Annotated in this window: 20 protein-coding genes, 1 tRNA gene and 1 pseudogene; 12 read left to right on the top strand and 10 right to left on the bottom strand. The window is 59.3% G+C overall.

Going from position 1 to position 20,377, the window contains the following annotated elements; all coding sequences use genetic code 11:
* Positions 1 to 82 precede the first annotated feature (82 nt).
* Positions 83 to 499 carry a GNAT family N-acetyltransferase gene (locus tag M2416_RS15510; protein WP_045853790.1) on the top strand — a complete coding sequence of 139 codons (417 nt, stop codon included), beginning with the start codon at positions 83 to 85 and terminating at the stop codon, positions 497 to 499.
* 70 nt (positions 500 to 569) lie between these two features.
* On the opposite strand, the gene M2416_RS15515 is transcribed toward M2416_RS15510, so the two are convergent.
* Positions 570 to 1,217, bottom strand: a complete 648-nt coding sequence (locus M2416_RS15515) for a TetR/AcrR family transcriptional regulator (RefSeq protein WP_045853791.1) — start codon at positions 1,215 to 1,217, stop codon at positions 570 to 572.
* An 80-nt stretch (positions 1,218 to 1,297) separates the two neighbouring features.
* Between M2416_RS15515 and M2416_RS15520 the strand changes: the two genes are divergently transcribed.
* Positions 1,298 to 2,791 (top strand): MDR family MFS transporter, encoded by a 1,494-nt coding sequence (locus M2416_RS15520; RefSeq protein WP_076946319.1) that lies wholly within the window; start codon positions 1,298 to 1,300, stop codon positions 2,789 to 2,791.
* Here the strand turns inward: M2416_RS15520 and M2416_RS15525 are convergent.
* Entirely contained in the window at positions 2,788 to 3,702 is a 915-nt protein-coding gene (locus M2416_RS15525) for a LysR substrate-binding domain-containing protein (protein ID WP_259225589.1), read from the bottom strand. The two genes, M2416_RS15520 and M2416_RS15525, sit on opposite strands and share 4 nt — an antisense overlap.
* A 102-nt stretch (positions 3,703 to 3,804) precedes the next feature.
* On the opposite strand from M2416_RS15525, the gene M2416_RS15530 reads away from it, so the two are divergent.
* Entirely contained in the window at positions 3,805 to 4,437 is a 633-nt protein-coding gene (locus M2416_RS15530; protein ID WP_259225591.1) for a pyridoxamine 5'-phosphate oxidase family protein, read from the top strand.
* Complete coding sequence (locus tag M2416_RS15535; protein ID WP_259225592.1) at positions 4,430 to 4,900, top strand: nuclear transport factor 2 family protein; 471 nt, start codon at positions 4,430 to 4,432, stop codon at positions 4,898 to 4,900. Before M2416_RS15530 ends, M2416_RS15535 begins: the two co-directional genes overlap by 8 nt.
* Before the next feature lie 19 nt (positions 4,901 to 4,919).
* Here the strand turns inward: M2416_RS15535 and M2416_RS15540 are convergent, their stop codons facing one another.
* Positions 4,920 to 5,456: a carboxymuconolactone decarboxylase family protein gene (locus M2416_RS15540; protein ID WP_076946315.1), complete on the bottom strand. Its 537-nt coding sequence runs from the start codon at positions 5,454 to 5,456 to the stop codon at positions 4,920 to 4,922.
* A 117-nt stretch (positions 5,457 to 5,573) separates the two neighbouring features.
* On the opposite strand from M2416_RS15540, the pseudogene M2416_RS15545 reads away from it, so the two are divergent.
* From M2416_RS15545 to M2416_RS15560, 4 genes and pseudogenes are all read left to right on the top strand, one after another.
* Positions 5,574 to 6,478 (top strand): annotated as a pseudogene (locus tag M2416_RS15545) (AraC family transcriptional regulator).
* A gap of 136 nt (positions 6,479 to 6,614) precedes the next feature.
* Positions 6,615 to 7,664, top strand: coding sequence for a bifunctional transcriptional activator/DNA repair enzyme AdaA (locus M2416_RS15550; RefSeq protein WP_259225593.1), 1,050 nt, complete (start codon positions 6,615 to 6,617; stop codon positions 7,662 to 7,664).
* 107 nt (positions 7,665 to 7,771) lie between these two features.
* Positions 7,772 to 8,581, top strand: coding sequence for a lipoprotein NlpA (gene nlpA, locus M2416_RS15555; RefSeq protein WP_076946312.1), 810 nt, complete (start codon positions 7,772 to 7,774; stop codon positions 8,579 to 8,581).
* A 24-nt stretch (positions 8,582 to 8,605) separates the two neighbouring features.
* Positions 8,606 to 9,466: a DMT family transporter gene (locus M2416_RS15560; RefSeq protein WP_259225594.1), complete on the top strand. Its 861-nt coding sequence runs from the start codon at positions 8,606 to 8,608 to the stop codon at positions 9,464 to 9,466.
* On the opposite strand, the gene M2416_RS15565 is transcribed toward M2416_RS15560, so the two are convergent.
* On the bottom strand, positions 9,458 to 10,012 hold the full coding sequence (locus M2416_RS15565; RefSeq protein ID WP_259225595.1) for an NUDIX hydrolase: 555 nt from the start codon (positions 10,010 to 10,012) through the stop codon (positions 9,458 to 9,460). The two genes, M2416_RS15560 and M2416_RS15565, sit on opposite strands and share 9 nt — an antisense overlap.
* Before the next feature lie 169 nt (positions 10,013 to 10,181).
* Here M2416_RS15565 and M2416_RS15570 point away from each other — a divergent pair, with 169 nt between their 5' ends.
* Both M2416_RS15570 and M2416_RS15575 read left to right on the top strand, forming a co-directional pair.
* Complete coding sequence (locus M2416_RS15570; protein WP_259225596.1) at positions 10,182 to 10,961, top strand: MBL fold metallo-hydrolase; 780 nt, start codon at positions 10,182 to 10,184, stop codon at positions 10,959 to 10,961.
* Between the two features lie 26 nt (positions 10,962 to 10,987).
* Positions 10,988 to 11,941: a GlxA family transcriptional regulator gene (locus tag M2416_RS15575; protein ID WP_259225598.1), complete on the top strand. Its 954-nt coding sequence runs from the start codon at positions 10,988 to 10,990 to the stop codon at positions 11,939 to 11,941.
* On the opposite strand, the gene M2416_RS15580 is transcribed toward M2416_RS15575, so the two are convergent.
* The 3 genes from M2416_RS15580 to M2416_RS15590 all read right to left on the bottom strand — a co-directional run bounded on the left by M2416_RS15580 (position 11,938) and on the right by M2416_RS15590 (position 14,466).
* A complete protein-coding gene (locus M2416_RS15580; RefSeq protein WP_041143271.1) occupies positions 11,938 to 12,987 on the bottom strand; it encodes an NAD(P)-dependent alcohol dehydrogenase in 1,050 nt (349 codons plus the stop codon). The two genes, M2416_RS15575 and M2416_RS15580, sit on opposite strands and share 4 nt — an antisense overlap.
* Positions 12,988 to 13,154: 167 nt before the next feature.
* Positions 13,155 to 13,457, bottom strand: a complete 303-nt coding sequence (locus M2416_RS15585) for a putative quinol monooxygenase (protein ID WP_076946306.1) — start codon at positions 13,455 to 13,457, stop codon at positions 13,155 to 13,157.
* Position 13,458: 1 nt separating this feature from the next.
* Positions 13,459 to 14,466: a zinc-binding alcohol dehydrogenase family protein gene (locus M2416_RS15590; protein ID WP_259225601.1), complete on the bottom strand. Its 1,008-nt coding sequence runs from the start codon at positions 14,464 to 14,466 to the stop codon at positions 13,459 to 13,461.
* Positions 14,467 to 14,904: 438 nt separating this feature from the next.
* On the opposite strand from M2416_RS15590, the gene M2416_RS15595 reads away from it, so the two are divergent.
* A complete protein-coding gene (locus M2416_RS15595; protein WP_259225602.1) occupies positions 14,905 to 16,101 on the top strand; it encodes an OprO/OprP family phosphate-selective porin in 1,197 nt (398 codons plus the stop codon).
* Between the two features lie 99 nt (positions 16,102 to 16,200).
* Here the strand turns inward: M2416_RS15595 and M2416_RS15600 are convergent, their stop codons facing one another.
* Entirely contained in the window at positions 16,201 to 17,226 is a 1,026-nt protein-coding gene (locus M2416_RS15600; RefSeq protein ID WP_259225603.1) for a virulence RhuM family protein, read from the bottom strand.
* A gap of 416 nt (positions 17,227 to 17,642) precedes the next feature.
* Positions 17,643 to 17,737 (bottom strand) — tRNA-Sec (locus M2416_RS15605).
* Between the two features lie 452 nt (positions 17,738 to 18,189).
* Between M2416_RS15605 and M2416_RS15610 the strand changes: the two genes are divergently transcribed.
* Entirely contained in the window at positions 18,190 to 18,927 is a 738-nt protein-coding gene (locus M2416_RS15610; RefSeq protein WP_259225604.1) for a MurR/RpiR family transcriptional regulator, read from the top strand.
* A 62-nt stretch (positions 18,928 to 18,989) separates the two neighbouring features.
* Here the strand turns inward: M2416_RS15610 and M2416_RS15615 are convergent, their stop codons facing one another.
* Positions 18,990 to 20,369 (bottom strand): family 4 glycosyl hydrolase, encoded by a 1,380-nt coding sequence (locus tag M2416_RS15615; RefSeq protein WP_259225605.1) that lies wholly within the window; start codon positions 20,367 to 20,369, stop codon positions 18,990 to 18,992.
* Positions 20,370 to 20,377: the final 8 nt, after the last annotated feature.

A 20,377-nucleotide genomic window follows, 5' to 3' on the forward strand; every position in this document is an offset into this window, starting at 1 on the left:
CAAAAAATAATGGAGGAAATAAGAATTTTTTGTGAAAGTAAGCACCGCTAATACCCTTACATAATTTAATCGGGAGGCATTAATGGCTTTAATAATGACAACCAGCATTAATCCCGCGGATCGTGATGAGCTGCTGGCGGGTCTACGGGAATACAACCTGCGCTACCTCGACCCGACGCAGTTTGGTGAACTGGGGATCTATCTCCGCGATCGGGCGGGGGAGATGCAGGGCGGTCTGATCGCCAAAAGAAAGGCGAACTGGCTGTGTATTGAGTACCTGTGGGTCAGCGAAGCCTCGCGCGGTAGCGGGCTGGGCGGCGAGCTGATGCGTGCGGCGGAAAAGCAGGCGCGCGAAGAGGGGTGTAACCACGTGCTGGTGGACACCTTCAGCTTCCAGGCCCTGCCGTTTTATCAAAAACAGGGCTACCGGCTGCAGATGTCGCTGCCTGATTTCCCGCACCCCGGCATGGAGCGCCATTATCTCTCGAAGGCGCTGTAAGGCTGCTGCCGCCCCGGACTGCGGCGCGATGCGTCCGATCCGGGCGGCAGAGGGAAAACAGCCGCGGATATCAGCCGCCAATCCCCTGCTGGATCATCGCCAGCGCGTGGCTGACGATGGTTTGTCGGGACATCGTTTTTAAGCGCGGATCGGTGCGAATGCGCGAATAGGGCACCAGCACCAGGCTAATCAGGCTGGTGAACAGCAGCTCCGGCGACAGGGCCGGGTTGAGTTTCCCCTCCTGCTGCCAGCGGCCTATGGTCTCCAGCATCCGGTGATACTTATCGTCGCCAAAGCGGGCGTGCATATGCTGACGCAGCACCGGCATTTCGCCAATCATCTCCTGCATCCACAGCGGCGCAAACCAGTCGTTTTGCTCCGCCAGCGCGGCGAGCGCCTCAATCAGCAGGGTAAACGCGGTCAGCGGATCTTGCGGATGGGCGATAAAAATTTTGCTGATTTCGCTGCGCAGCGGCATAAAGCGCTCCTCCAGCAGCTGGTCGACTAATATCTCCCGCGAGTTGAAATAGTAATGCAGCATCGCCGGCGTGACCCCGGCCTCTTTGGCGATGGCGTTCAGCGACGTCCGGGCGATGCCCTGGCGGGCAAACAGCGCCAGCGCGATATCCATCAGCTGTTCACGGTTAGCGGTGCCCGGCTTTTTGCCGCGCGGGCGGCCTGGGCGGCGCGGCGCATCATGGTCTTTTTGTGCTGTCATTTCTTCACTGTCTCTTGACCTGATTCATCATTTCCCTAAATATTAATTATGCATTTAATTAATTTCAAGCGAGTGTTGCTATGACTTCTGAAATCGCCGCCCGGCCGGCGCCGTCGATCCGCCTGCTGTTCAGCGCCCTGCTGCTGGTGATGCTGCTGTCGGCGCTGGATCAGACCATCGTGTCGACCGCGCTGCCGACCATTGTCGGCGAGCTCGGCGGGCTGGATAAGCTCTCGTGGGTGGTTACCGCCTATATCCTGAGCTCAACCATCGTGGTGCCGCTGTACGGCAAATTCGGCGATCTGTTCGGGCGAAAAATCGTGCTCCAGGTGGCGATTGTGCTGTTCCTCGTCGGCTCGGCGCTGTGCGGCCTGGCGCAGAATATGACGCAGCTGGTGCTGATGCGCGCGCTGCAGGGGCTGGGCGGCGGCGGCCTGATGGTGATCAGCATGGCGGCGGTCGCCGACGTGATCCCTCCGGCAAACCGCGGCCGCTATCAGGGCCTCTTCGGCGGCGTGTTCGGCCTGGCGACGGTCATCGGGCCGCTGATCGGCGGTTTTCTGGTGCAGCACGCCTCCTGGCGCTGGATTTTTTATATCAACCTGCCGCTGGGGCTGTTTGCTTTGCTGGTGATCGGGGCGGTGTTCCACAGCAGCAATAAGCGCAGCGCGCACCAGATCGACTGGCTGGGGGCGTTTTACCTGAGCATGGCGCTGCTGTGCATTATCCTCTTCACCTCCGAAGGCGGCAGCGTGCGGCCGTGGAATGACCCGCAGCTGTGGTGCATTCTGGCCTTTGGCGTCGTGGGAATCATTGGCTTTATTTATGAGGAACGGGTGGCCGTGGAGCCGATTATTCCGCTCTCGCTGTTCCGTAACCGCAGCTTTCTGCTGTGCAGCATGATTGGTTTCGTGATCGGCATGGCGCTATTTGGCTCGGTGACCTTCCTGCCGCTCTATCTGCAGGTGGTGAAGGCGGCGACCCCGACCGAAGCCGGGCTGCAGCTGATCCCGCTGATGGGCGGCCTGCTGCTGACGTCGATCGTCAGCGGGCGGATTATCAGCCGTACCGGTAAATATCGCCTGTTCCCGATCCTCGGCACCCTGCTGGGCGTGGTGGGGATGGTGCTGCTGACCCGGATTACGATCCATTCGCCGATGTGGCAGCTGTATCTGTTTACCGGCGTGCTGGGGGCGGGCCTGGGGCTGGTGATGCAGGTGCTGGTGCTGGCGGTGCAGAACGCAATGCCGGCGCAGATGTACGGCGTGGCCACCTCGGGGGTGACGCTGTTTCGCTCGATTGGCGGATCGATAGGCGTGGCGCTGTTCGGCGCGGTATTTACCCACGTGCTGCAAAATAACCTCCAGCGCCTGCTGCCGGAGGGCGCCGAGCTGCCGAGGGCGCTAAACCCGGAGGCGGTACAGAACCTGCCGACGGCGATCCGCCTTGATTATCTCGACGCCTTCGGCGCGGCCATTCACGCCGCCTTCCTGATGGCCGCCTGTATTATGGCCGTTGCCTTTGTCCTCTCGTGGTTGCTGAAAGAGGTGCCGCTGAAAAAGGCGGCACGCTAGGCGGTTCCGGCGATGCGCAGCAGCGCCCGGCGCAGCGCCGGGGCGGCGAAGCTGAGGAACTTGCGCAGCTTGAGCGGAGCCAGATCCCGGCTGGTATACAGCAGGTGCACCGGCGTCGGCTCGGGTTCGACCGATTCCAGAATGAGCTGCAGCTCGCCGCGGGTCAGGCCATCGATGGCCTGATAGTGCAGCAGCCGCGCCACGCCAACCCCGAGCCGGGCGGCGTCAGCGGCGCTTTCCGGGGTGGTGACCGACAGCACGGCGCGCAGGGTCACCAGCTGGTCAGCCGCTTCGACGGCGCGAAACCGCCAGCCGCTGTAGGGCATCGGCGATTCAATCGCAATAATCGGCAGCCCGGCCAGCTCGCGGGGGCGCTGCGGCACGCCGTGCTTTGCCAGCAGCAGCGGCTGGGCGCAGGTGACAATGCGCATCTCCCCGAGGCGGGTGGCCACCATGCTGCTATCCGGCAGAGCGCCAATGCGCACCGCCAGATCGACGTGGTCGTCTATCAGGTCAACGTTACGGTCGCTGAGCAGCAAACGAACGTTAATTTGCGGGTAACGGGCGAGAAAATCGCTCACCACCGGCAAAACGTGCACGCGACCGAACATCGTTGGCGCGGCGATCACCAGCTCGCCCTTGGGCTGCAGATACTCGCCCGCCGCCTGCCGCTCGGCGTTCTCCACCTCTTCAAGGATCCGCCGCGCGGCGGCAACATACTCTACGCCGGCATCGGTTAGCGTAAGCCGGCGGGTGGTGCGGGTTAGCAGGCGTGCGCCGAGCGCGCTCTCCAGTTCGGCAATATTGCGGCTGACGGTGGTCAGCGGCGTATGCAGCGCCCGCGCCGCCGCCGACATACTGCCCAGCTCGGTAACCTTCACCAGCAGCGCCATCGCGCTTAATCGGTCCATTATTATCCCGCCTTACGGAAAGATGATTGCCAGATCCCCAGTATTATCATTTGTCGCAGTAGAGTCCATGCTGTGGGCAGTGATACAAGGCGCGGAGGATGTATGACCGGTGACTTTCTTGGTATTGCCATCACCCCGGATGTGATGGACGTCCAGCATGAAATGGGCAGCGACGGGCTGTGGCAATCGCCCCATAGCCACCGTCAGGCGAACCGCTTTACCGCCAGCGAGGAAGCGATGATTACCAGCAGGGACAGCTTTTATCTGGCGACGGTGTCGCAAACCGGCTGGCCCTATATCCAGCACCGCGGCGGGCCGCCCGGCTTTCTGCATCTGCTGGATGAGACCACCCTTGCAATGGCTGATTTTAGCGGCAACCGGCAGTACATCAGCACCGGCAACCTGCGGGGAAGCGCCAGGGCGTGCCTGTTTTTGATGGATTACCCGCGCCGTGCCAGGCTGAAAATCTACGCCACCGTTGAGGTGCTGGCGGCGGATGAGGATCCCGCGCTGCTGGCCCGGGTGAAGCCGGAAAATTACCGCGGCAGCGTTGAGCGTATCTTTCGCTTTCATCTGCAGGCGTTCGACTGGAACTGTCCGCAGCACATTACGCCGCGCTATAGCGCGCAGCAGGTGGCGGAATATAGCCAGACGCTGCAGCAGCGTATTCACGACCTTGAGCAGGAGAACCAGCGCCTGCAGCAGTTAACCCGCACAGGAGAAGATCATGACTGAACAACGCCCGCCGCTGCCGCCGTTTACCCGCGAAAGCGCGGCGCAAAAGGTACGTGCCGCCGAAGACGGCTGGAACAGCCGCGATGCGCAGAAGGTGGCTCTGGCCTATACCCCCGATAGCGAATGGCGCAACCGCAGCGAGTTTGTACACGGGCGGGCGGAGATCGTCGGCTTCCTGCAGCGCAAGTGGCACAAAGAGCAGGAGTACCGGCTGATTAAGGAGCTGTGGGCGTGGAGCGATAACCGCATTGCGGTGCGCTTTGCCTACGAGTGGCGTGACGACAGCGGCAACTGGTTCCGCTCGTACGGCAATGAAAACTGGGAGTTCGATGAGCACGGCCTGATGCGCACGCGCTACGCCTGCATCAACGATCTGCCGATCGGCGAAAACGAACGCCTGTTTCACTGGCCCCAGGGCCGCCGGCCTGATGACCATCCGGGGCTCAGCGCTCTGGGGCTGTAAAGCAGGCGTTAACTTACGGTTAATCGGCTTGCGGGAAATCGACGACCGTATCGTTAACCCGATTCACCATGTTGGTGAACAGAATGGCGCTGACCGCGCTGATAATCTCGATAGTCTGCTGGTCGCTGAATCCGGCGCTGCGCAGGGCGCTGACGTCGGCTTCCGGCAGGGTGCCGGTGGTGCTCACCAGGGTCTGAACGAATTTTGCCAGCGCATCGAGGTGTGCATCCTGCGGATACTCGCCGCGGCGCAGGGCGTGGATCTGCTCGCTGCTGTAGCCGGCTCTTTTGGCCATCATGGTGTGCGCCGCCAGGCAGTAATCACAGCCGGTGGCTTCGCTCACCGCCAGGTTAATAGCTTCCAGCTCTTGTGCATTCAGGCTGCCCTTACTCAGCATGGCGTTATGCGCCAGCGCCTGCTGCAGCGCCGCCGGAGAGTGGCCGCCGATGGTCAGAAAGGCATTCGGCACCTTGCCCATCGCTTTTTTAATCCCGCCAAAAATTTCTGCGGCTTTACCTGTGGCATCTTGTTCACGAATTTCAGCTAAACGGCTCATGGTTAACTCCTGTGTATTTGCGGGTATGTCGTGGCAGTGGGGACATCTTAGGCGCCGGCGGCGTGCTAGACTCGCGCTCTGCGTCTCACCTTTTTGTCTTATCGTCTCAGGAGAGGTATGGATAGTCTCAGTCATCTGCTGGCGCTGCTGGCCCCGCGCTGCGAAGTCAATCTGCACTGCCGTTTTGGCGGCCGCTGGCAGGCTGGCCATGACCAGATGCCCGGCGGCGTGGTGCCGTGGCATTTTGTCCTGCGCGGCGAAGGGCGGGTGACCGTGGGCCATCAAACCCGACATATGCGGGCGGGAGACGTCATTTTGCTGCCACACGGCTCGCCGCACCTGATGGAAAGCCTGCTCGAATGGGGGCAGATTTTGCCGGTTGCCCACCGCTTTAACGGCACGCTGACCGAGATGCGAACCGGCAGCGACAGCGACGCGCTGGAGATGCTGTGCGGCGAGTTTTACTTTGGCCCGCACGTCAGCTGGCTGTTTGCCGAAGAGGCCGAGCTTGTGCACCTGCATACCGACGAGCGCCGGGAGTGCCCGGAGCTGGAGATCCTGCTCAACGTGCTGGTGCGGGAAAGCCTCGCCGATCGCCCCGGCAGCGGGGCCATCGTTCGCAGCCTTGGCGATACGCTACTGGTGCTGCTGCTGCGCACGCTGCTCGGCACGGAGCAGCCGCCGGGCGGTCTGCTGCGGCTGATGAGCGACGAGCGCCTGATGCCAGCGGTATTCGCGGTGCTGGCGGCGCCGGAGCAGCCGTGGACGCTGGAAACCATGGCCGCGCGGGCATTCCTGTCGCGGGCGACCTTTGCCCGCCATTTCGCCCGCGTCTATCATCTCACTCCCCAGCGTGGCTTACCCAGCTGCGCATGGCGATGGCCGCCCGCCTGCTGCGCCTGGAGCGGCAGGCCAACCTGGATGTTGTCGCCGATCGCTGCGGCTTTCAGTCGCTGGCCTCCTTCTCGAAGGCCTTTAAAAAGCTCTACGCGATGACGCCCGGCGAATGGCGACGTCGGTAGGGCAAGGTGACATTGCGTCCGCCCGGACGCCGGTGCAGGCGAAAATAGTCGTCCGGTTTTCGGTTGTCGTCTTTAGGGCCGAAGCGCCAGAATCCTGCGCATTGACAGCAGCAATCGTTTAACGGGGTGTTCAGCCATGCAGGTGATTGATAAAGGGTTATGCGATACCTGGTATGAGGCGCTGGTGGCCCGCTCATCCCAGTACGCCGGGCTGTTTTACGTCGGCGTGAAAACCACCGGCGTGTTCTGCATCGCCACCTGCCGCGCCCGCAAGCCAAAGCGGGAAAACGTGGAGTTTTATAGCGATTTCAAAGCCGCGCTCAGCGCCGGCTTTCGTCCGTGTAAAATTTGCCGACCGACGGAAAACGCCAGCTCTGCGCCGCCGATGGTGGAGCAGGTGCTGCAGCAGCTGCGCGCCGCGCCCAAGGTGCGGATCAGCGATGACCAGCTGCGTCAGCAGCACATCAGCCCGGAACGCATGCGCCGCTGGTTTAGCCAGAACTACGGCATGACGTTTCAGGCCTTCCAGCGGATGCTGCGGGTCAATACCGCCCTGCAGGAGCTACAGGGCGGGCGCAGCGCGACCGACGTGGCGTTTGATAGCGGCTACGACTCGCTCAGCGGCTTCGGCTATACCTGCAAAAAGCTCACCGGCCGGGCGCCGAGCAAAGCGGGGCGGGTTATCCTGATCCAGCGCTTTACTACCCCCATCGGGCCGATGTTTGTCTGCGCCACCGAGCGCGGGGTTTGCCTGCTGGAGTTTGTTGACCGGCGGATGCTGGAGAGCGAATTTCGCGACCTTCAGCGCCTGCTGGCGGCCAATATTATTGCCGGGGAAAACGCCCATACGCGCCAGGCGGTGGCGGAGGTCGGGGAGTATTTTGCCGGCCAGCGGCAGCGCTTTTCCCTCACTCTTGAGACGCCGGGCAGCGATTTTCAGCAGGCGGTCTGGCAGCAGCTGCGGGCGGTGCCCTACGGCACGACCGAGCATTATCAGGGGCTTGCCGAGCTGATGGGCAACGCGGGGGCGGTGCGCGCGGTGGCCAACGCCAACGGCGCCAACCGGCTGGCGCTCGTTATTCCCTGCCACCGGATTATCGGCAAAGATGGCTCGCTCACCGGCTACGGCGGCGGCCTGGCGCGCAAAGAGTGGCTGCTGGCCCATGAGGCAAAATTCAGCAGATGATTTTATTTCCTGTTGCTGCTTTTGATGTTTAAAAGCTGACCATAAAGCCGTTATAGTTTCGCACGAAAATAATAATGACTTTCTAATGGACTAACAGGGTGAAAACAATGAAATTGCGTTTACGGACAGCCGCCGTAGTGGTGCTGGCGGGCCTGCTGCTGGCGGGTTGCGATCGGCAAGACGGCGATGCAAAACACATTAAAGTTGGCGTGATTAACGGCGCAGAACAGGATGTGGCGGAAGTGGCGAAGAAGGTGGCGAAAGAGAAGTATGGCCTCGACGTTGAGCTGGTTGGTTTTAGCGGCTCCCTGCTGCCGAACGAATCGACTAACGCCGGGGATCTGGACGCCAACGTCTTCCAGCACCGGCCGTTCCTCGAACAGGATAATAAAGCGCACGGCTATCACCTGGTGGCGGTCGGAAACACCTTCGTATTCCCGATGGCGGGCTACTCGCGCAAGATTAAATCGGTCGCTGACCTGAAAGACGGAGCGACCATCGCCATTCCTAACGATCCGACCAACCTTGGCCGCGCGCTGCTTCTGCTGCAGCAGGAGAAGCTGATTACCCTCAAGGCCGGTACCGGGCTGCTGCCGACGGCAATCGATATCACCGCTAACCCGCACAGCCTGAAAATCATGGAGCTGGAAGGCGCGCAGCTGCCGCGGGTGATCGACGATCCCAAGGTTGATGTGGCGATTATCAGCACCACCTACCTCCAGCAGACCGGGCTCTCTCCGGTGCGCGACGGCATTTTTATCGAGGATAAAAACTCGCCCTACGTGAACATCATCGTCACCCGCGAAGATAATAAAGATGCGCAGAACGTGAAGGAGTTTATGCAGTCCTACCAGTCGCCGGAAGTGGCGAAGGCGGCGGAAACGATCTTCAACGGCGGCGCGGTGCCGGGCTGGTAATCACTCACGCAGGGAGAGCTGTCTATGATTCGGCAACGTCAGGCGGATATGCTGCTGGTCGCCGCCACGCTCATCGCCGCCTGCGGGTGGATATTTTCGCGTGAAGCCATCGCCGGGATGCCGGTTTTTGCCTTCCTCGGCCTGCGCTTCTTTTTCGCCGCGCTGCTGCTGCTGCCTTTCTGTCGCGGTTTTCGCGTCGAGAAACGCCAGTGGCCGCAGATAATTATCAGCGGCCTGTGGTTTGCGCTCAACCTGTGCCTGTGGATTTACGCGGTATCGACCACGCCGTCGCTGGGCGAGGGGGCGTTTATCATGAGCCTGTCGATGCTCTTCGTACCGCTGACCGCATGGGTGATGATGAAAACGCGCCCGGCGCGCGCTTACTGGGAGTGCCTACCGCTGGCGATCGTCGGTCTTGCCCTGCTGAGCCTGCATATGCCGATTGCCTTCCACCCCAGCCAGGGCTGGTTTCTGCTTACCGCGCTGGTGCAGTCAATCTGGTTCTGCTACACCAGCCGCTGCGCCCGCGAGGTGCCTCTGATCCCGCTGACCGCCGTGCAGCTGGGGATCACCGGCCTGGTGGGGCTGGCGATCTCAGCGGCGGTGGAAAGCTGGGATCGGCCGTTTACCCTGCCGACGTTCGGCTGGCTGCTCGCCAGTATCGTTATCGCTACCAGCCTGCGCTTCGGCCTGCAGATGAAGGGGCAGAAGTACGCGGCGGTTGCCAGCGCGGCGATTATTATGGTGCTCGAACCGCTGCTGACGGTGATTGCCGCCGCCCTGTGGTATCACGAGCAGCTGCCGCTGCAGAAGATTATCGGCGGCGTGCTGATCCTGGTTGCCCAGCTGTGGTTCCGCTGGCGCATGCTTAAGCCGCTACGCTAAACCACCGTGCTGCTGCGCCATCAGGTGCAGCAGCGGCACCAGCGATAGCCCGTCCGGCATCTCGCCGCGGGCGATCAGCTCCCGGATCTCTTCGAAGGTAAACCAGCCGGTTTCCATCACCTCATCCTGGTCGGCGTCCATTCCAACGTACTCCAGATCGCGGGCAAGCCAGGTGATGAACAGCTGGTCGCTGCTGCCGTAGGAGGGGTTGTAGCGGATAATCTCTTCGGCGTTTTTGGCCTGCCAGCCGGTCTCTTCGCGCAGCTCGCGCAGGGCGGCCGCCCGCGGCTCTTCGCCTTCATCGATGCCGCCTGACGGGATGGCCCACACCACCTGGTCAATCAGATAGCGGTAGTGGCGGATCAGCAGCACTTTACCCTGCTGCATTGCCACAATGCCAACCGCCGGGCGCGGGTAGTGGATGGCGTAAAAGTCGCGGCGTTCGTCGGCGGTGATGTCGATAGCCACCTTGCGCATACTGAACCACGGAGTATGGGCAATCACTTCGGCGTCGTGCATATCGTCGGCGGTCAGTCTCTTTTTCATCGGGGCCACTTGTGCAGAAAATTGAGCCTTCAGCACACCATAGCCGGCGGCGGCTGGCAAGCGGGGAAAGTTGGCCCAATCTCATCGATCATTGCCCAAATGCCCATATTGCGCCAGGCTTGTGGGACGTACGATGTTCGCCTGATTACCCCGAAGAGGCATACGCATCATGAACATCACCCACATCCGTAACGCGACACAGATTATTGAATATGCAGGTAAAAAATTCCTGATCGATCCGATGCTGGCGGATAAGGCCGCCTGGCCTGGATTTGCCGGTACCGCCCGCAGCGAGCTGCGTAACCCGCTGGTGGCGCTCCCCTTACCGCTCTCTGCCATTATTGACGTTGACGCCGTGATTGTGACCCATACCCATGAGGATCACTGGGACGAGGCGGCGATCGCCGCGATCCCCAAGGCGCTGCCGGTTTTTGTCCAGCATGATGCCGATGCCCGGCTGCTGCGCGGTCAGGGGTTTAGCGATATTCGCCTGCTGTCTGAGAGCAGTGAATTTGAAGGCGTGACCCTGCTGAAAACCACCTCCGGGCAGCACGGGAGCGATCGTACCTATGCCGTGCCGGCGATGGCGGAGCGTCTGGGTGAAGCCTGCGGCGTGGTGCTGCGCCATCCGCAGGAGAAAACGCTGTGGCTGGTGGGGGACACCATCTGGCGCGATGAAATCGAAGCCGACATGATCCGCCTGCGCCCCGACGTGGTGGTGCTTAACGCCGGATATGCCCACGTCATTGGCTTTGGGCCGATCATCATGGGCAAAGAAGACGTACTGAAAACGCACTTTACCCTGCCGGAAGCGCAGATCGTGGTGGGCCATATGGAGGCGGTGAACCACTGCCTGCTGAGCCGCCGGGAGCTGAGCGAGTACGTGGCTGACAACCAGATTGCCGGGGTGGTCAGCATCCCGCAGGATGGGGAAAGCATGGTATTTTAACTTCCTGACGGGGAGAGGAGGCAGCGATGAAATTAACCGAAGTGGCGATTGTCGCGGTGGAAGGGTTTAGCCCGTTTCACTACTCCGTTCCCTGCATGCTGTTTGGCGACAGCGTGTCAGAAACGAAGCGTTTTAACCTGCGCCTGTGCGCCGAGCGGCCGGGGCTGCTGGCCGCCCGCGACGGCTTCGCCCTCCATGCCCGGGATGATTTTACCGCCCTTGAGCGGGCGGATATTGTGGTGGTGCCCTACTGGGGCGCGGTCAATCAGCGTCCGCCGCAGGCGCTGCTCGATAGCCTGGTGCGGGCGCACGATAACGGCGCTGAAATTGTCGGTCTCTGCCTGGGGGCGTTCGTGCTGGGCTACGCCGGGCTGCTGGACGGCAGGCGAGCGGCGACCCACTGGGAGTTTGAGCAGGATTTTCAGCGCCTGTTCCCGCAGGTGCAGCTGGATATCAACGCGCTGTACGTCGATGACCGGCGAATTATCACCTCGGCGGGCACGGCGGCGGCGCTCGACTGCTGCCTGTATATTATTCGCCAGCGCTTCGGCAGCCTGGCGGCTAACCAGATTGCCCGTCGGATGATCGTTCCGCCCCATCGCGAAGGCGGTCAGGCGCAGTTTATCGCCCAGCCGGTGCCGAAAAGCACCCGCGATGCGCGCATTAACTGCCTGCTTGAGTATCTCCAGCAGCATATTCACGAAGCGCATAATCTCGATTCGCTGGCGCAGGTGGTGGCGATGAGTCGCCGCACCCTGACCCGTCATTTTGCGCAGGCCACCGGGATGAGCATTGCCGACTGGCTCACCGCCGAGCGGCTGCGGCGCAGCCAGATCCTGCTCGAAGCGGGCGAGATGCCCGTTGAGCAGGTGGCGGAAATGGTCGGGTTTCGCTCCGCCGTCACCTGGCGCCAGCAGTTTAAGTCCCGCTTTGGCGTCAGCCCGGCAGAATGGCGGCGGACCTTTCGCCGCGGGGCTTAGCCGGCGAGGGTCGCGCTGTCGATCACGAAGCGATATTTGACGTCGCCTTTCACCATTCTTTCCCACGCTTCGTTGATCTGATCCCCGCGAATAAGCTCAATATCGGCGACGATGCCGTGTTCGGCGCAGAAATCGAGCATCTCCTGGGTTTCCGGGATCCCGCCAATCATCGACCCGGCAATCGACCGGCGACGAAATATCAGGTTAAACACCTCCGGCGACGGATGCGGGGTCGCCGGCGCGCCCACCAGGGTCAGGGTACCGTCGCGTTTAAGCAGCGTGGTGAAGGCATCGAGGTTGTGTGGCGCCGCCACGGTGTTAAGAATAAAGTCGAAGCTTTTGACGTGCGCCGCCATCTCCGCCTCGTTGCGCGATACGACTACCTCGTCCGCTCCCAGCTCTCTGGCCGCGTCACGCTTGGATTCCGAGGTGGTAAAGGCCACCACGTGAGCGCCCATGGCGTGGGCCAACTTGATCCCCATGTGTCCCAGCCCGCCGATGCCGACGATGCCCACTTTTTTACCCGGCCCGACGTTCCAGTGGCGCAGCGGCGAGTAGGTGGTGATACCGGCGCACAGTAGCGGCGCTACGGCGGCCAGCTGCTCCTGCGGGTGGCGCACGCGCAGCACGTAACGCTCGTGAACCACGATTTGCTGAGAGTAGCCGCCCAGCGTATGGCCGGGCGCATCCTGAGTGGGGCCGTTATAGGTGAGCACCATCTGGTCGCAGTAGTTTTCCAGCCCTTCCTCACACTCTTCGCACTGCTGACAGCTGTCGACCATGCAGCCGACGCCCACCAGGTCGCCCACGACGTAGCGGGTAACGTGGTCGCCGACGGCGGTCACCCGACCCACGATTTCATGCCCCGGCACGCAGGGATAGACTGTCCCGGCCCATTCGGAGCGGGCCTGGTGTAGGTCGGAGTGACAGACGCCGCAGTAGTCGATGGCGATCTGCACATCGTGCGGCCCCGGCTCGCGGCGGGAGATGGCCATCGCAGCCAGCGGCTGGCTGGCGGAATGGGTACCAATAGCGTTGATCTGCATAGCGAAACCTCTTCTGAATAAACGTGCTGAATGGGGCGGAGGGAGGTACGTGTTTTTTGCGCGGCAACGCTAAGCGTAGCCTGGCTAGCGCCGGACGGGAGGGGTTTAGCTCAAAGGGTTAAAAAGAGTGGATAATCCCCCGGCTGGCGGGGGAATCAGGGGTCACATCAGGGTTCAACGGCCGTCAGATAATCCAGGCGCAGCGGCTCGGCCAGCAGGCCGTCCATCTGCGCGATAAAGTCCTGAAAATGCGGCAGGGCGATATGCTCCTCCAGCGCCGCCTGGCCGCGCCACGACTCGCGCATATAGAAGGTATCCGGCGTATCGCGCAGCTGGAACAGGGCATAATCGACGTTGCCCGGCTCCTGGCGGGTAGGCAGCAGCAGCGCCTGCAGGGCGTGGCGCAGCGCTGCGGTTTTTCCCGGCTGCGCTTTCAGTACCGCAATGATAGAAATCACTTCCGCCGTCATCTTAAAACCCCTCCAGCACGATTTTGCCAACGGCGCGGCCGGTTTCGAGCTGCGCATGGGCTTTCTGCAGGTTCTCCGCGGTGATCGCACCGAAGTGTTCGCCGAGCGTGGTTTTAATCGTTTTATCATCAATCAGCGCGGCGACGCGGGTCAGCAGCTGATGCTGGGCAACGATATCCGACGTTTCAAACATCGAGCGGGTAAACATAAACTCCCAGTGCAGCGAGATGCTTTTGGCCTTCAGCGGCCGGGCGTCGAGGGTTTGCGGATCGTCGATCAGCGCCAGCTTGCCCTGCGGCGCAAGGGCGGCAATCAGCTGCAGATAGTGCTGTTCGGTGTTGTTCAGGCTGGCGACGTGGGTCACTTCCTTCACTCCGATACGGGCCAGCTCTTCGCTCAGCGGCTTATTATGGTCAATTACGTGATGCGCACCGGCGTCCAGCACCCATTTCTGGCTCTCCGGACGCGATGCCGTCCCGATCACCGTCATCCCGGTCAGCCTGCGAGCCAGCTGGGTCAGGATGGAGCCAACGCCGCCCGCCGCGCCGACGATCAGCAGTGTGTCACCCGCGTTGCCGCCTTCCTGGACGCCCAGGCGGTCAAATAACAATTCCCAGGCGGTGATGGCGGTGAGCGGCAGGGCGGCCGCGGAAGCGTTATCCAGCGAGCGCGGCTTGAGGGCGACGATCCGTTCGTCCACCAGCTGAAACTCCGCGTTGCTTCCCGGGCGGCCCAGCGCGCCGGCGTACCAGACTTCATCGCCCGGTGCGAACAGGGTGACCGCCTCGCCAACGGCTTTGACCGTACCAACCGCATCCCAGCCCAGCACGCGCGGCGTATCGGCATCGAATCCGGCGCGCACCTTGGTGTCCACCGGGTTAACGGAAATGGCCTTGACCTCAACCAGCAGGTCATGGCCCTCAGCGGTCGGAACCGGCAGCTCGATAGCGTTTAAAAAGGGGATATTGTGGCCTTCTGCCGCTGCGCGGGTGATGGCGATTGCTTTCATATACTCTCCGGTTTTCAAATGGGTTCATCGGTTGAATGCGTCGAGGATAGACCGGCGTCGGACGGGGAAAAACGGCCCGACGGCGATAAGAGTTATATTCAAAAAGAGAAAATCAGCTCACGGCACAAGGTTAGGACGGTATGGGCCCCGCGGTTTCATATTTGAGAATAATTTTGCGTGAACTTCAAAAATATTAACTCCTCTGGCGTTGAATAATAATATTGCGTTATAGCTCAAATTTTACGCCTTGACTCACGCCACGCTGCATGCGACTTTCTTTATATCAAATAATAAACAGAGTTTCATATTTGAGACAAAAACATTCTCATCGCAATATTTAGCTGAATGTTTCACTGCTGAGACAAATTAATTAAAACGACGCTATTTAGCGACGGCGGTCTTCTGTTGCTTATTAAAATATAAAGTGAGGCATGTGCTATGCGTAAAATAACGATCGCGCTGCTGCTGGGCGCGTGTACCGGAGGCTTCGCGCAGGCGGAGCAAGGAAAGCCGTTTCCGCATATCGGCTGGCGCAGCGCCGATAATCTCGCCGGGGTGGATTTCGGCGGCGCCCTGCGGGCAAACTACCGCTATGAAGACTGGCAGGGCAGTAATTATCGCAATCCGCCGCATCTGCGTTTCGATACCTTTCGTATCGACAGCAGCGGGTTTTATAATAACTATTTCTTCGACGCCGGATTCTGGTTTCAGGATCACCATAAATATGCCGTCGACCGGGCCTATGTGGGATATCGTTTAAACGATAATAATAATATTACGCTCGGTATTCCGGGTAAACCCTTTGGCCTTGAACCCTATCCACAATTCGGCTGGTCTTACGGCATTCCCTTTTATTTAGGCTTTGGCGTCAATGCCGGTAGCGGGGTGAACTATCAATATCACGATAAAAACTGGTCGCTGGATGTAGCTTATTTCCCGTGGATGGAGCCGGAAAACCTGCGCTACGCGCCGGAGGTTGGCGATTACAGCCGCCTGAAGAACACCTTCTACCCCAGCCAGCACCAGCAGCGTAACGAGAAGCGCGATCAGGTTAACGTCCGCATCGCCCGGGAGTTTCGCGGCGGAGGCTGGAGTAACGAGCTGGGCGGCTCGCTGGCGCTGGCGCGTCTGCACAATCGCGAAACGGACGATGACGGCACCTTCTGGGCGGCAGGCCTGCACGGAATGCTGCACAACGGGCCGTGGCAGCTCACGTCGCAGGTGATTCGCTATCAGTACGATCCTAAGAACCCGGCGGGCGTCAGCGACGATACGATCCTGATGGGCGGCAACGGCCTGACGCCGGCCTATCTTATTCCGGCCAAGGGCACCACCGCGTCGCTAAACCTCGCCCGCGACGTCGACGTGAAGTGGGGCTCGGTGTCAAAGCTGCGTTTCTATAATGACTACAGCGTGCTGTGGAAAGACAAAAGCGGCTGGCAGGATTCGCAGATGAATACCCTTGGGGTGCAGGTATTTGCCCTGCCGGTGATGCTGTGGGTCGACCTCAGCTGGGCGAAGAACGCCAACCCCTGGGGCGGGGCGCTGAACGCTACGGGCTGGACCAGCACCGAGTCCGAGGGCAGCGGAAAATGGTATTTCCGCACTAACGTCAATATTGGCTACTACTTCTGATGAGAAGCGGGCAAGGAGGCCCTGCTGCGACGGTACGACCGGGAGGATTAGCGCCTCTTTGATCTACTCCTGGCTGTTTGTGGCGCGTTATTTTTCACCTTATTTTTCCCACTGCCGCAAAGCGGTAATATCTTTTTCTCCCTCGGCTTCTTTTAATCGCCGCCGCTGCTCGGCAAACTGACTATATTCGCCCTGTGCCTTTTCGTCGGCTATTTTCTTACCGATTGTACCGGAGCCCTGCAGAACTTCACGATCGTTAAATTGAAGAAACTGATCGAGTTTTTCCTGCCAGTCGTGCAGAAATACCTGTTGTCGACGGCGTGCCTGGTCTTCGGCAAAATCCAGCCACATATTCACGACCCGATTAAGCTCGCTGACTTCATTCTGATTAAGGTAGTTTTTTGCTACCGTGACATCACTTTTACGCACCTCTTCACCTTTATAGCTGGTCAAACCCATATGCGGTTTATTGGCGTCAGCGCGATTTTGGATGAGTTCGGCTGCGGTATAGCCCGTACAGGCGAAATGCAGCTTATTCTGGATGGTTTGAAAAAACTGCGTCGTTTCCTTCAGCGACGGCTGGTAGTCGGCAGCTAACGCAAAGATCTCCCGCACCCGTAAATAAACCCGGCGCTCGCTGGCCCGAATATCGCGGATACGCTCAAGCATCTCATCGAAATAATCAGGTACCGCGGATGGGCCAACGGGCGGATTCTTCAACCGCTCATCGTCCATAACAAAGCCTTTGATCAGATATTCCTGCAGCGTTTGGGTGGCCCATTGGCGGAACTGAACCCCGCGAGGCGAGCGGACGCGATAGCCAACGGCGAGAATGACCGCAAGGTTGTAATGAAGAGTCTTGCGACTTACTTTACGATCCCCTTCCTGTTGAACCTGTAAGTAAGGCTTACAGGTTGCATCTTGTTCAAGCTCACCCTCTTCATAAATAGCTTTTATATGTTGTGTGATGGCCTGAGGTGTTACCTGATACAGATGCGCGATCGTTGCCTGTGGCAGCCATAATGTTTCCTGTTCGAAGCGGCATTCAATGCGTACCTCTCCATCACCGCTGCTGAAAATTACAAATTCCCCTGCCGGTGATAGCGTCAGGTTTTCATCTGTCATATGGCCTCCAGGTAACCACCTTTGAATGGTCAGTATGCCAGAAACCGCAAATTAATTTCATTAGCCAACGGGTTAACATGGAGCATCCGGGAGCGGCTACCCAAAGTTTTGACGCTGAGAGCAGGCAATATGAGCATCTGGCAAACGTTTTAAGGAATGGCTTTATCTGAGTTAACGCAGTCTCTTCTCGACGAGCCCGAAAGGGCATGGCAAACCAAATATTGGCAGGAAATTAAAAGAGGGCGTATACAGGTTTTACCAGTATTACTGAAAAACTGTCAGATTCCTGAAGTCTTGAAAACTAAAAAATATGCAGATTTCAGAACGGATTTTAATGGCGGACTGAATGAGCTATTACAAGCGTAGAACGCCTGGTACAGAATTGACAATAAGAAGGGTATCGCAGAGGGAGCAACTGGCGGAAGATCACAGGAGTTGAACCTGCCCGGGACCGCTGGCGGCCCCAACTGGATTTGAAGTCCAGCCACCTCACCGGAGATGACGATCTTCCGCGCCTCGATTGCTACATGGAGGCGGGGCGCATTATAGCTACTTTCAGTCATTTACCACATACCTAAACGCACTTTTTTACTGTTAAAACTGGACTTTACAGAACACTCCTGGTCAAATCCCTTCAAAATCCGTGGCTTACACTTTTTTACATTCTCGCGCGTTAGCGCAATATCGTCTTCGCAGGGGTTGCCGCGTCGATTTGCCCGGCAAAAAAGCCCCGAAAGATGCGGCGAACGATGTCTTATCGTGAAGAAAAGCCTGAACCGATGTTCCTCTGGAAGGACGACGGGGACGTTTTTGCTTCAGTCCGCAGCCGATACGGCAGCGATGAAAGGGTTTTTTTATTCCATTTATTAGCAAAAAGTAATTTCCGTTTCATTGCGGTGACTCACGCCACAGACAGTTTTGCCGTTCGGTGGTAGCGTACTCTGCCGCTGAGAGGAGCCCGGAATGGATCTAGAAAACATCTTTCGTGACGTTAAGCTGAGCAAAACGGAAATGACCGTCCTGCGCTCTATTCAGCACGATCCTGAACGCTGCGTGCGGGAGGGGATCCGCGCCGTCGCCGAGCGCTGCTACAGCAACCCCTCTTCACTGGTGCGTCTGGCAAAGAAGCTTAAGTTCAGCGGCTGGCTGGAGCTGGTCTATTTTATTAAATTCAATATCACCATGCCTAAGCTCGATGTTACCAATGACATCGACTATATGAGCATTCTGCCGGCAGAGCAGGTCACCCCGCTGCTGGAAAGCCTGCAGCAGCACCGCATCCTGGTCCACGGCAGCGGCTTCTCGCAGCTGATTGCGCAATATATTTATAATAAGTTTCTGGTGACCGGCGTAAACGCCAGCCTCGCGCTGTGGCCTGATTATGAAATTCTCGAACAGAAAAACGCCGCCAAATTTGACTCGATCTGGATAATTTCTAAATCCGGGCGCAGCAGCTCGGCGCTAAATTGGGTGAAGGCGCTGGAGGGGAAAGAGATTAACCTGGTCTGCTTTACCGGCGACTATCAAAGCCCGCTGGCCCAGGCGGCGGATACCGCGTTTATTATTCACGACCCGCAGAAGTTTGATGACGATATTTACTGGAGCAACCCGTTTTTCGGCTACTGCATATTGGGCTTTGAGCGCTTTCTGAAGATGTGGTTTATTCAGACTTCGAAAGGGAAGGCGGGCGACGCCTCTTAGACGCGGTGCCGCAGCGCTTCCGGGCTGCGGCGTTGAGGCAGCGGCCCGGAGGCCGGCGGTGATTACCGCCAGTCGGCAACCAGCTTATCGTCGAGGTAGGCGTTAACCAGCTTCTGCGCCAGCGACCAGGAGCCGACCAGCGGATGGGCCATCAGCGCCCGTATTGCCAGCGACTTATCCCGCTGCAGGATCGCCGCTACCGCCAGACGCTCATACTCCTTGACGCTGGCGATCATGTTCTTCTGCGCCGTCGGCACGTGCGCCGGGGTGACCGGCTTCAGGCCGTCTTTGCTCAGATCGCAGCTAATCTCAATCACGTCATCCGGGCGCAGGAAGTCGAGGGTATCGTTGTTGGATATCGACACCACGATACGCTTGGTGGTGGTGCTGTTGACCGCCTCCAGAATATCGAGCGCCACGCCCGCGTAGCCGCCGGTATCCGGCTCTTCGATAAACTGCTGCAGGGTGAGCGGCTCGCGGGTATGGAACTTCTCCTGCCGCGACTCATTCTGCATATAGCTGTTTTCCCGGCGCAGGTAGTGCTTCATCCAGATATTGAACGCCGCTTCCGGATTGGCCTGTACGTCAACGGTTTGTAGCTCATCGCGCATATCGCGGTTGATGCGGGCGATCTGCTCCCCGCGGGTTTCCGGCGCTTCCTGAATCGCTTTTAACGCCACCTCGCGGTAGTAGTAATAGTAGAGATATTCGTTCAGCAGCTGCTTGTCGCACAGTTCTACCAGCTCGGGTGAGAAATACTGCATCGCCGTTTTACGATACAGATCCGGGCTGGCGATCAGGCGCTCGGTCACGTCCTCGCCGCGCACCGTGAAGTGGGTAAACCACGAGAAGTGGTTCAGGCCGTAGCACTCGACGCCAAGGTCGCGCTCGTCGCAGCCGAGGATCTCCGGCAGCTCGCGAATCAGCTCCGACGGCGCATCGCAGATACCGTACACCCGGCGCTTAAAGCCCGACTTAATAATCGCCTCGGTCACCAGACCCGACGGGTTGGTGAAGTTAAACAGGATCGCGTCCTCGGCGGCGTGCTCTTCAATGAGGCGACAGTAGTCCAGAATCGCCGGAATCGAGCGCATCGCCATGGCAAAGCCGCCGGCGCCGGTGGTCTCCTGGCCTAAAGTATTATGCTCAAGCGCAATGCGCTCGTCGCGAATACGGCTCTCGTCGCCGCCGACCCGCAGGGTGGTAATAACGTAATTAGTATTCGTCAGCGCAGCGACCGGGTCGCGGGTAACGCTGAAATCAATATCCGGGCGGATAGCCTGAAAGACGTAGCGGGCGATCTCGCCGAAGACGGCCAGGTTATCAGCGGAGCTGTCGAGAAATACCACTTCCGTTAAACCAATGCGGTGCGCGTTATAAGCCAGTGATTTTGCCAGGAACGCGGAGCGAACGCCGCCCCCGCCTAATACGGTTAATTTCATAAATAACT

Origin of the sequence: Klebsiella sp. BIGb0132 (genome assembly GCF_024810075.1) — a bacterium.
Taxonomy (GTDB): domain Bacteria; phylum Pseudomonadota; class Gammaproteobacteria; order Enterobacterales; family Enterobacteriaceae; genus Klebsiella; species Klebsiella terrigena.

Excerpts from the sequence above, each read along its gene's own strand:
- M2416_RS15510 (WP_045853790.1), top strand. The coding sequence starts at position 83 with ATGGCTTTAATAATGACAACCAGCATTAATCCCGCGGATCGTGATGAG.
- M2416_RS15515 (WP_045853791.1), bottom strand. The coding sequence starts at position 1,217 with ATGACAGCACAAAAAGACCATGATGCGCCGCGCCGCCCAGGCCGCCCG.
- M2416_RS15520 (WP_076946319.1), top strand. The coding sequence starts at position 1,298 with ATGACTTCTGAAATCGCCGCCCGGCCGGCGCCGTCGATCCGCCTGCTG.
- M2416_RS15525 (WP_259225589.1), bottom strand. The coding sequence starts at position 3,702 with ATGGACCGATTAAGCGCGATGGCGCTGCTGGTGAAGGTTACCGAGCTG.
- M2416_RS15530 (WP_259225591.1), top strand. The coding sequence starts at position 3,805 with ATGACCGGTGACTTTCTTGGTATTGCCATCACCCCGGATGTGATGGAC.
- M2416_RS15535 (WP_259225592.1), top strand. The coding sequence starts at position 4,430 with ATGACTGAACAACGCCCGCCGCTGCCGCCGTTTACCCGCGAAAGCGCG.
- M2416_RS15540 (WP_076946315.1), bottom strand. The coding sequence starts at position 5,456 with ATGAGCCGTTTAGCTGAAATTCGTGAACAAGATGCCACAGGTAAAGCC.
- M2416_RS15550 (WP_259225593.1), top strand. The coding sequence starts at position 6,615 with ATGCAGGTGATTGATAAAGGGTTATGCGATACCTGGTATGAGGCGCTG.
- nlpA (WP_076946312.1), top strand. The coding sequence starts at position 7,772 with ATGAAATTGCGTTTACGGACAGCCGCCGTAGTGGTGCTGGCGGGCCTG.
- M2416_RS15560 (WP_259225594.1), top strand. The coding sequence starts at position 8,606 with ATGATTCGGCAACGTCAGGCGGATATGCTGCTGGTCGCCGCCACGCTC.
- M2416_RS15565 (WP_259225595.1), bottom strand. The coding sequence starts at position 10,012 with ATGAAAAAGAGACTGACCGCCGACGATATGCACGACGCCGAAGTGATT.
- M2416_RS15570 (WP_259225596.1), top strand. The coding sequence starts at position 10,182 with ATGAACATCACCCACATCCGTAACGCGACACAGATTATTGAATATGCA.
- M2416_RS15575 (WP_259225598.1), top strand. The coding sequence starts at position 10,988 with ATGAAATTAACCGAAGTGGCGATTGTCGCGGTGGAAGGGTTTAGCCCG.
- M2416_RS15580 (WP_041143271.1), bottom strand. The coding sequence starts at position 12,987 with ATGCAGATCAACGCTATTGGTACCCATTCCGCCAGCCAGCCGCTGGCT.
- M2416_RS15585 (WP_076946306.1), bottom strand. The coding sequence starts at position 13,457 with ATGACGGCGGAAGTGATTTCTATCATTGCGGTACTGAAAGCGCAGCCG.
- M2416_RS15590 (WP_259225601.1), bottom strand. The coding sequence starts at position 14,466 with ATGAAAGCAATCGCCATCACCCGCGCAGCGGCAGAAGGCCACAATATC.
- M2416_RS15595 (WP_259225602.1), top strand. The coding sequence starts at position 14,905 with ATGCGTAAAATAACGATCGCGCTGCTGCTGGGCGCGTGTACCGGAGGC.
- M2416_RS15600 (WP_259225603.1), bottom strand. The coding sequence starts at position 17,226 with ATGACAGATGAAAACCTGACGCTATCACCGGCAGGGGAATTTGTAATT.
- M2416_RS15610 (WP_259225604.1), top strand. The coding sequence starts at position 18,190 with ATGGATCTAGAAAACATCTTTCGTGACGTTAAGCTGAGCAAAACGGAA.
- M2416_RS15615 (WP_259225605.1), bottom strand. The coding sequence starts at position 20,369 with ATGAAATTAACCGTATTAGGCGGGGGCGGCGTTCGCTCCGCGTTCCTG.